The sequence below is a fragment of the Sulfuricurvum sp. genome (assembly GCF_049305995.1).
Lineage (GTDB): Bacteria > Campylobacterota > Campylobacteria > Campylobacterales > Sulfurimonadaceae > Sulfuricurvum.
In genome coordinates, this window is record NZ_JBAQPS010000019.1 from 1 (window position 1) to 8,366 (window position 8,366).

The window sequence follows — 8,366 nt, forward strand, 5'->3', positions numbered from 1 at the left end:
CGGAAAAACCATGCGCTCTCCATGCCCAATGGGATGTATGGCGTCAAGAGATGCTGGAGATGTATTCGGCGATGCGCCTCTCAGAAATTACGGATGATGTGCTTCACCGAAAAATTAAACGAATTTAAAACTTCTATCTAAATAATTAATTAAGATATTTTTATCTTCTATTGATTATTTTTTAATCAATAAACTGTATCTTATTAGGACTTTTTGCTCTACAATTATTTCAGACAAAATAGTCTTAATAAGGAGTTCCCATGAAAAGCTTGAATGTTTTAGGAAAAGGTGCATTATTGCTATCCCTAGCCGCGTCACTCGCGATGGCGGCACCGGAGAAAAAAGATCTCAAAATCGGATTCATTCCATTGACCGATTGTGCGGCACTGGTTATCGCCAAAGAAAAAGGGTTCTTTGCCAAACACGGTCTCAATGTTGAGCTAAGCAAAGAGGCTTCATGGGCAAACGTCCGTGACAAAATGACCGTTGGAGAGCTCGATGCCTCCCACATGCTCGCCGCTATGCCGATCGCTACGACGCTCGGTGTCGGAAGTGCCAAAAAAGAGATGGTTGCCCTCATGGCACTCGGTCAAAACGGCGATGCCATCAGCGTATCAAACAAAATGTATGACGCAATGATGGCGGCCGATCCTGTAGCAACTAAAAAAGGTTCCGCCGTAGCACTCAAAAAAGTGATCGCTTCTAAAACGATGGGAGTTCCTGAGTTCGGAATGACATTCCCTACGGGAACCCATAACTACCATGTCCGCTACTGGATGGCGGCAGGTGGGGTTAATCCCGACAGCGATGTTGCTCTCAAAGTCGTTCCGCCACCGCAGATGGTCGCCAATATGACCGCCGGAAATATCGATGGCTACTGTGTCGGTGAACCGTGGAATCAACGCGCCGTTATGGGTAATATCGGTAAAACCGTCGTCACTGGCTATCAACTCTGGCAAGACGGTCCCGAAAAAGTGCTAGGGGTACAAAAAGCGTTTGCCGATCAAAATCCCGAAACGACCAAAGCGATGATCAAAGCCGTCATCGAAGCGGGAATGTGGCTCGATGCGTCGTGGGAAAACCGCAAAGAGGCTTCCGCTATTTTATCCTCTAAATCGTATGTCAATGCCCCGAAAGATGTTATCGACAACTCGATGACGGGAACCTATATGTTCACTAACGGCGTTACTACCCCAATGCCGAACTTTAACGTTTTTGGTAAAAAACAAGCTCTATATCCCTATTACAGCCACGGATTATGGCAAGTAACCCAAATGATCCGTTGGGGACAACTCGATCACGCGATCGATATGAAAAAAACCGTTGAGAGCGTTTATCGCCCTGATTTGTTTGCTAAAGCGGCTAAAGAGGTCAATTACGCCCTTCCTGCGACACAGTGGAAAGTAGAGAAAAAATTCATCGACGGTGTAACATTTGATCCGAATAAGGCGGTAGATTATATCTATAACGCTCCGATCAAATCGCCGAAAATCACCAAAGAAGCACTCATGAAAGTGAATAATTGGAAAGTATCCGCTAAGTAAAAGGGGCAATTATGGTTTCGAAATATATTAATGCCGTCCTTTTGCCTCTACTCCTATTTGGTGTAGTGATCGCGATTTGGTCGGCTATTTCCGCTCAGATACCGGGATTTCCTCCTCCGAGTGAAGTATGGAGCGAACTTCTCGTCGTCCTCTCGGATCCGTTTTACAACAACGGTGCGGGAGATCAGGGGATCGCACTGCAACTGGGTAATTCACTGGCTCGCGTATTCGGAGGATTTGCCCTCGCCATCGCGGTGGGTGTTCCGGTGGGATTATTGATCGGGATGAGCAAAAGTGCTTATACGGCGATGAATCCGTACATTCAGATTCTCAAACCGGTATCGCCGTTGGCATGGTTACCGCTCGCGCTGTTTGTGTTTAAAGAGGTCAACACCACGGCGATTTTCGTCATCTTTGTCACCTCGATCTGGCCGATTATTATCAATACGGCACTGGGGGTTCGAAGTGTCAGCGAGGATTATCTCAACGTCGCACGGGTACTTCAACTCACTGCGTTTGAGAGAGTTTTTCAGATTATCCTCCCTGTCGCTGTTCCGTTTATCTTTACGGGGATGCGCTTATCACTGGGGATTGCATGGCTCGTTATCGTGGCAGCCGAGATGCTCACCGGTGGTGTAGGGATCGGATTTTGGATTTGGGATGAGTACAACAATCTCAACTACTCCCATATTATTATCGGAATCATCCTCATCGGGGTTATCGGGTACATTCTCGATGCTCTGATGGGGGTTATTGCCGATTTCTTTGATTACCGTAAGCGAGGACTCAAATGAGTGCAAAACCTTTTTTAAAAATCGATCATGTCGATAAGATTTTCCCCCTCGGCGGCGGCAAAGAGTATGTCGCCCTTCGGGATGTCCAACTGGATATAAAAGAGAATGAGATTGTCTCCATCATCGGTCACTCGGGATGCGGAAAATCGACGATCCTTAACCTCATTGCAGGACTAGATACGATTTCGCACGGGACTATTTTACTCGAAGACAAACACATTCTCGCTCCCGGACCGGAGCGGGCAGTGGTGTTTCAAAATCACTCCTTGCTTCCGTGGCTGAGTGTTTATCAAAATATCGAGATGGCGGTACGTAAAGTATTGGGTGAAACGTTGAGCAACAGTGAAATCCGCGATCATGTGATGAAATACATTCAGATGGTCAATCTCGATCATGCTAAAGACAAATACCCCGGCGAGATCAGCGGAGGGATGAAACAGCGCGTCGGTATCGCCCGAGCCCTCTCCATCGAGCCTAAAGTGCTCCTCATGGATGAGCCCTTCGGTGCGCTTGATTCGCTCACCCGTGCTAATCTGCAAGATCATTTGATGCGGATACAAATGCAAACAGGCAATACCGTCGTCATCATTACCCATGATGTGGATGAAGCGGTACTCCTCTCTGATCGGGTCATCATGATGACGAACGGTCCTGAAGCAACCATCGGAGAGATACTGGAAGTGAACCTTCCACGCCCACGGAATCGTTTGGAACTTCAGAATAATCCAGAGTATCTCCGATGTCGTGGAGCGATCATCGAGTTTTTATACTCGAAATTTGCCAAAGAAGACGAATAGTATCAATCCGTGATGGGGTTAAAAAAATCCCGACACATCTGAATAATCTTCTCTTGTCGGGGTTTCCCCACCGGTTCACTCTGACGGATCACATGAACACGGTCGATCAGATCATGAATCCCCTCAGGGATAACCGACGTTAAGAATTTTCGCAATGCCGAACTTACCGCAGGAGCACGACCTGCCGTGTTGATCCCCACACACAAATCCCCATCAATGATCAATGCCGGAAAGATAAAACTGCACAGGGAGGGAGAATCGACACAATTAACCGGTGTTTTACTCATCATACACGTATGATAGATTTTTTCCTGTTCGCCCAAATCATCCAACGCCCCGATCACTAAAAAACGCCCCTCACAATCACTCAGTTCATATTTGCGCTCTATCAAAGTAATCGGATATTTTTTAGCAAGAGTACGAATCTCTGGATGGATTTCGGGAGCAATAACACTCAGTGCAGGGGAAAATTTTACCAATTGCTCAATTTTGCGTAATGCCACCTCCCCTGCTCCAATGACCACACAATCTTGATCTTTTAAATCGACGAACATCGGAAAAAGTGCCATTGTCAATCCTTTGCAATAAACTGATTAAAAATTAACCAAAAATTTGTTTTGCTTATCACTATTTTACACTATTATTTTTAAAGACAAAAAAGTCCTAATAAGGAATATCCTATGAACGGAAAATTATATTTAATCGGTTGCGGACCCGGTGATGCCGATCTGCTCACCTTGAAAGCTCTTAAAACCATCCAAAAACTTGATATCGCTCTCATCGATCATCTCCTCACCCAAGAGATCATTGATCTGATCCCCGACACTAGTAAAGTCGTGTTTGTAGGAAAAGAGAAAGGAAAACACAGTTTTCCTCAGGATCAGATCAATGCGATGATCACCGAGTATGCCCATCAGGGATATATCGTCGGACGACTCAAATGCGGTGATCCCTACATCTTCGGTCGCGGAACCGAAGAGGCGATTTATGCCTCGCAAAACGGTATTGAGACCGAAGTGATCCCCGGAATCTCATCAGCACTCTCCGGCCCCCTATCCGCCGGAATCGCCCCGACCGCTCGCGGTGTCAGTACCGGAGTATCGGTTGTATCGGCACACCTCTCAGGAGATCGCGTCAATCTCTCATGGATTCCGATGCTGAGTGTCAATGATCACACTACGGTAGTCCTCATGGGGCTTAGCAGAACCCGTCAGATCGTCAAAGAGGCATTGGATCAGGGGGTGGATGCCACATTGCCCGTCGCTATTATCTCGAATGCCACAACTGCCGACCAAAGCTCTGTGATCACAACTCTCAGTGAACTCAGCGACGCAGCCAAAGGAGCTCCGAAGCCGGCAATTCTCGTTTTTGGAAATGTCGTCAATTTAGCAAAAGTTCTCCCAACCTACCGCTATGAAGCCAAGGAGAGTCGTTATGACATCGTTACAGCAAGCTAACGCCGATCGCAGTAGCAAACGGCACAAAACCGAATCAATCAAAGATGTATTCAATGCGGCAGAAGCATGGGAACGGCTGATCGGGTATTCCAAGAGCGGCTACGCTTCGATCAGTGAAGACGATAAAGATTTCGTCCTCAAAAGTTTCGGGGTATTTGACCGTCCTGCTACCCCCGAGCGGTTTATGATTCGTGTACGAGTCGCCGGAGGCGCCCTCAGTATCGCACAAGCCATGTCGGTAGCGTATGTGGCAAAGAAATTCGGTCAAGATTATATCGATCTCACGACACGACAGCAAATCGAACTGCGTTATATTGCCATTGAGGATCTTCCTGAATCACTCGCACTGTTGGAAAGTGTCGGACTTACCAGTTATCAAACCGGAGTCGATAATTTCCGTAACATTCTCCTCGATCCTCTTGACGGTTTAGCTGAAGATAATCTCATCGCTTGTCATACCCTTATGCACGATATTCAATCGGTCTTTTTAAAAAACGACGAATGGGTTACTACCCTGCCCCGTAAATTTAATATTGGAATCAACGGTTCGCTCTCCAACCGATGCAATATCTTCGGTCAGGATTTTGCCCTAACCCTTGCTAAAAAAGGAGATCGGTATGGATTTAATCTCTATCTGGGAGGACGAGTAGGGCATCTCGCCCAAAGTGCCGATATGTTTCTCTTACCCACACAGGCGAAAGCGGTATTTGTTGCTGTTGCATCGCTTTTTAAAACCTACGGTTTTCGGGATAATCGGAATAAAAACCGTCTTAAATTTCTGATTGATGCCGTTGGAATGGAAGAGTTCAGAGCTGCTATTGAAAATGAACTCGGACATTCTATGAGTCGTGGAGGAGAGACATTATCCCAAAGTGAAGGGGGAGATCATTATGGAAGTGTCCCTTTAAATTACGGATTAAAAGCACTCTACGTTCCCGTCCCCTCAGGTGTCTTTAGCGGTACGGATATGTTTGAAGCTGCCCGTATTGCCGAAGCTCAAAACGGAGCACTCCGCCTCACCATCGAGCAAAATCTGATCCTCACCGGAATTCGTGACGAAGAGATGGCTCTAACATCACCACTGTTTGGAAAATACCCGAATCGACCATCTCCCTATATGGCGAACCTCATCGCCTGTGCGGGAAGCGGACATTGCCCGTTCGGTGTTATCCCCAACAAACCCGATGCCATTGCGATGGGCGAATATTTACATCGTGAAATTCCGATCACCGATGCCAAAATACGCCTCTATTGGTCAGGGTGTATTAAAGGATGCGGTATCCACGGTGCGGGAGATTTGGGATTTGTGGGGTGCAAAGTGCCTCGTGATGGGAAAACGACATTAGGGGTCGATATCTTCCTCGGCGGAAGCCTCAGCCACAATGACGAAGAGGCAAAACTCTTTTTAAAAGGGATCGTACTCGAAGAAGCACCTTATTACGTGGCAGAGTTGATGAAACTCTATCGAGATACTCGATACGATGGTGAGAGTTTGGAGCAGTTTATCAAACGGCTCCGTATTCACTATAAGATCAGTGAAATCGCTGAGATCGTACGCCACAATTATACCGTTACCTATGAAGAGCGAAGTGATTTTCATCACTTTGAACGTGCATGAATCCGACACCTTTGGAAAGCTTTATCGGCTACAAAGCCTCTACCGGAATGCAGTGCGGCAACTACTCTATCGATGTTCCACCGCTAGGTGAAGGAGAACAGTACCGATTTCACTTCGATGCCACCAAATGTATCGGATGCCGCTGCTGTGAAGTGGCGTGCAATGAGCAAAACAACAACCCTAGCGATATCAAATGGCGTCGCGTGGGAGAGATGGAGGGGGGAAGTTTCCCCGACACCCTACTGCTCTTTAACTCCATGAGCTGTAATCACTGTATCGATCCCGCCTGTCTCATCGGCTGTCCCACCAACAGCTATATCAAATTCGACAACGGCATCGTTTTTCACGACGATCCCAGCTGCATCGGATGCCAATACTGCACCTGGAACTGCCCCTACGGTGTCCCGACCTATCACGAGGAACGCCACATCGTCACCAAATGCCATATGTGCCACGAGCGCCTAGCCGTCGGTCAAAGCCCCGCGTGTGTCCAAGCGTGCCCAAGCGGAGCCATCGAAATCGAAACGGTCAATATCCATGAGTGGAGAGAGAGTGCTATCGATACGCAGGGCAATATGCCCCATCTGGCAAATGCACGCCTCACCCATTCCACGACCCATTTTACCCTGCCAAAGGATCTCCCCGAAACGATGATCAAAGCCGATGAGCACCATCTTAAACCGGCACACAGTGAATTACCATTGGTATTTATGACGGTTCTCACCCAAATGTCATTGGGGGCGTTCGGTGCATTGTTCGTCGGAGATATTCTTTCCCTGTTCGGATTTTTTGAGCCCAACTGGATACTTGCCCTCCTCGCCCTCGCCCCTGCCGCACTAGGGCTCCCCCTCTCGGCTCTGCATCTTGGGCGTCCGCTTAGGGCAATGAGCGCGATGAAAAATCTTCGCACCAGCTGGCTCAGCCGTGAAGCGGCGGCTTTGGGTGCATTTGCAACACTGATGAGTCTCAATGTCGCTCTCTATTATTTTGACATTGCGACGGCGATACGTCTCATTTTTGAAGCGATGACGCTGATGGTCGGATTTTACGGTATCTATGCTCAGGCGATGATTTATCGAATCGCCGCCCGCCCTTCATGGGATAGAGTGAGCACCAACCGAAAGTTTTTTACGACCACCTACAGCGGACTTTTTTTAGTCGCCCTTGCCCTCCTCGTTTTCGCTCAAAACGATTCGGCAACACCGTTGCTCAGTGCGGCAATGTTAGTGGCACTCATGCACGGATTTTTTACGTTTGATGCCTACAATGAACTCAAAAGTTCATCGATACCGCAGTTGCAAAAAACGCTCCGATTGTACCGCGAACATTTCTCATCACTCCATACGCTCCGATGGGGCATGTTTGCCGTAGGTGCCTTTGCACTGCCGCTGCTTACAACGCTGTTTATCGCGTCAGGGTTGAATCTCGCATCCATACTCACGTTGGGAATCGCTCTTCTCCTTTTGGTGCTCAGCGAGCTTATGGATCGATTTTTATTTTATACGACAACGGTGCCCCTCTCTATGGCAGGGGGATTTTTTGTCGGCACACAGAGACATTAATTTCCCGTCATCCTCGGACTTGATCCGGGGATCCAGCTAGATTCCCGCCTTCGCGGGAATGACGATACTATACAAAGGATTTAAAATGATAAACACCATCAAAAACTTTTTAGGTCTGGACATAAAAGCCGCCAAATATTCTCTCAGTGATGACCCGATATTCGGACGTATAGCAGATGCAAAAAAACCGGACAAATGGGTCTTCTCCACGTGCGGCTATTGCGGCGTGGGGTGCGGTCTCTACATCGGGGTCAAGAATGGGAAAGCCGTTTGTACCAAAGGAAATCCGCGTCATGGCGTCAACATGGGAACCCTCTGCCCCAAAGGACTGAGTGAACACGAGATGCTCACCTCCCCCAACCGCCTCCTCTCGCCGCTCATTCGCAAGGGAGACAAACTGGAGAGGGCATCGTGGGACGAAGCCTTTACAAAAGTCTCCGATACGTTTAAATCAATCACAGAAAAATACGGCTCGCGTGCCATCGGCGTCCTCTCGACCGGACAGCTTTTGAGCGAAGAGTTCTATACCCTCGGCAAACTGGTTCAGCTGGGGCTTCGCACCAACAATTACGATGGCAATACGACGCTCTGTAT

8 protein-coding genes are annotated in these 8,366 nt (G+C 47.9%); 7 read left to right on the forward strand and 1 reads right to left on the reverse strand.

The window, feature by feature from the left end:
• Window positions 1-260: 260 nt before the first annotated feature.
• Genes WA010_RS00665 through WA010_RS00675 form a run of 3 tightly spaced genes read left to right on the forward strand, consistent with a single transcriptional unit; the run spans window position 261 to window position 3,135 of the window.
• A complete protein-coding gene (locus tag WA010_RS00665; protein WP_422555251.1) occupies window positions 261-1,544 on the forward strand; it encodes a CmpA/NrtA family ABC transporter substrate-binding protein in 1,284 nt (427 codons plus the stop codon).
• A gap of 11 nt (window positions 1,545-1,555) precedes the next feature.
• A complete protein-coding gene (gene ntrB, locus WA010_RS00670) occupies window positions 1,556-2,338 on the forward strand; it encodes a nitrate ABC transporter permease (RefSeq protein WP_422555252.1) in 783 nt (260 codons plus the stop codon).
• Window positions 2,335-3,135, forward strand: coding sequence for an ABC transporter ATP-binding protein (locus WA010_RS00675; RefSeq protein ID WP_422555253.1), 801 nt, complete (start codon window positions 2,335-2,337; stop codon window positions 3,133-3,135). Before ntrB ends, WA010_RS00675 begins: the two co-directional genes overlap by 4 nt.
• 2 nt (window positions 3,136-3,137) lie before the next feature.
• On the opposite strand, the gene WA010_RS00680 is transcribed toward WA010_RS00675, so the two are convergent.
• Window positions 3,138-3,704 carry a precorrin-2 dehydrogenase/sirohydrochlorin ferrochelatase family protein gene (locus WA010_RS00680; RefSeq protein WP_422555254.1) on the reverse strand — a complete coding sequence of 189 codons (567 nt, stop codon included), beginning with the start codon at window positions 3,702-3,704 and terminating at the stop codon, window positions 3,138-3,140.
• A gap of 111 nt (window positions 3,705-3,815) precedes the next feature.
• On the opposite strand from WA010_RS00680, the gene cobA reads away from it, so the two are divergent.
• The 4 genes from cobA to WA010_RS00700 all read left to right on the forward strand — a co-directional run.
• Window positions 3,816-4,592: a uroporphyrinogen-III C-methyltransferase gene (gene cobA / locus WA010_RS00685; protein WP_422555255.1), complete on the forward strand. Its 777-nt coding sequence runs from the start codon at window positions 3,816-3,818 to the stop codon at window positions 4,590-4,592.
• Window positions 4,570-6,210 (forward strand): nitrite/sulfite reductase, encoded by a 1,641-nt coding sequence (locus WA010_RS00690; protein ID WP_422555256.1) that lies wholly within the window; start codon window positions 4,570-4,572, stop codon window positions 6,208-6,210. Before cobA ends, WA010_RS00690 begins: the two co-directional genes overlap by 23 nt.
• Window positions 6,207-7,772: a DmsC/YnfH family molybdoenzyme membrane anchor subunit gene (locus tag WA010_RS00695; RefSeq protein ID WP_422555257.1), complete on the forward strand. Its 1,566-nt coding sequence runs from the start codon at window positions 6,207-6,209 to the stop codon at window positions 7,770-7,772. Before WA010_RS00690 ends, WA010_RS00695 begins: the two co-directional genes overlap by 4 nt.
• A gap of 85 nt (window positions 7,773-7,857) precedes the next feature.
• A partial coding sequence (locus WA010_RS00700) for a molybdopterin oxidoreductase family protein (RefSeq protein ID WP_422555258.1) occupies window positions 7,858-8,366 on the forward strand: 509 nt, incomplete at its 3' end.

Coding starts and splice junctions, on each gene's coding strand:
- WA010_RS00665 (WP_422555251.1), top strand. CDS start 261: ATGAAAAGCTTGAATGTTTTAGGAAAAGGTGCATTATTGCTATCCCTA.
- ntrB (WP_422555252.1), top strand. CDS start 1,556: ATGGTTTCGAAATATATTAATGCCGTCCTTTTGCCTCTACTCCTATTT.
- WA010_RS00675 (WP_422555253.1), top strand. CDS start 2,335: ATGAGTGCAAAACCTTTTTTAAAAATCGATCATGTCGATAAGATTTTC.
- WA010_RS00680 (WP_422555254.1), bottom strand. CDS start 3,704: ATGGCACTTTTTCCGATGTTCGTCGATTTAAAAGATCAAGATTGTGTG.
- cobA (WP_422555255.1), top strand. CDS start 3,816: ATGAACGGAAAATTATATTTAATCGGTTGCGGACCCGGTGATGCCGAT.
- WA010_RS00695 (WP_422555257.1), top strand. CDS start 6,207: ATGAATCCGACACCTTTGGAAAGCTTTATCGGCTACAAAGCCTCTACC.
- WA010_RS00690 (WP_422555256.1), top strand. CDS start 4,570: ATGACATCGTTACAGCAAGCTAACGCCGATCGCAGTAGCAAACGGCAC.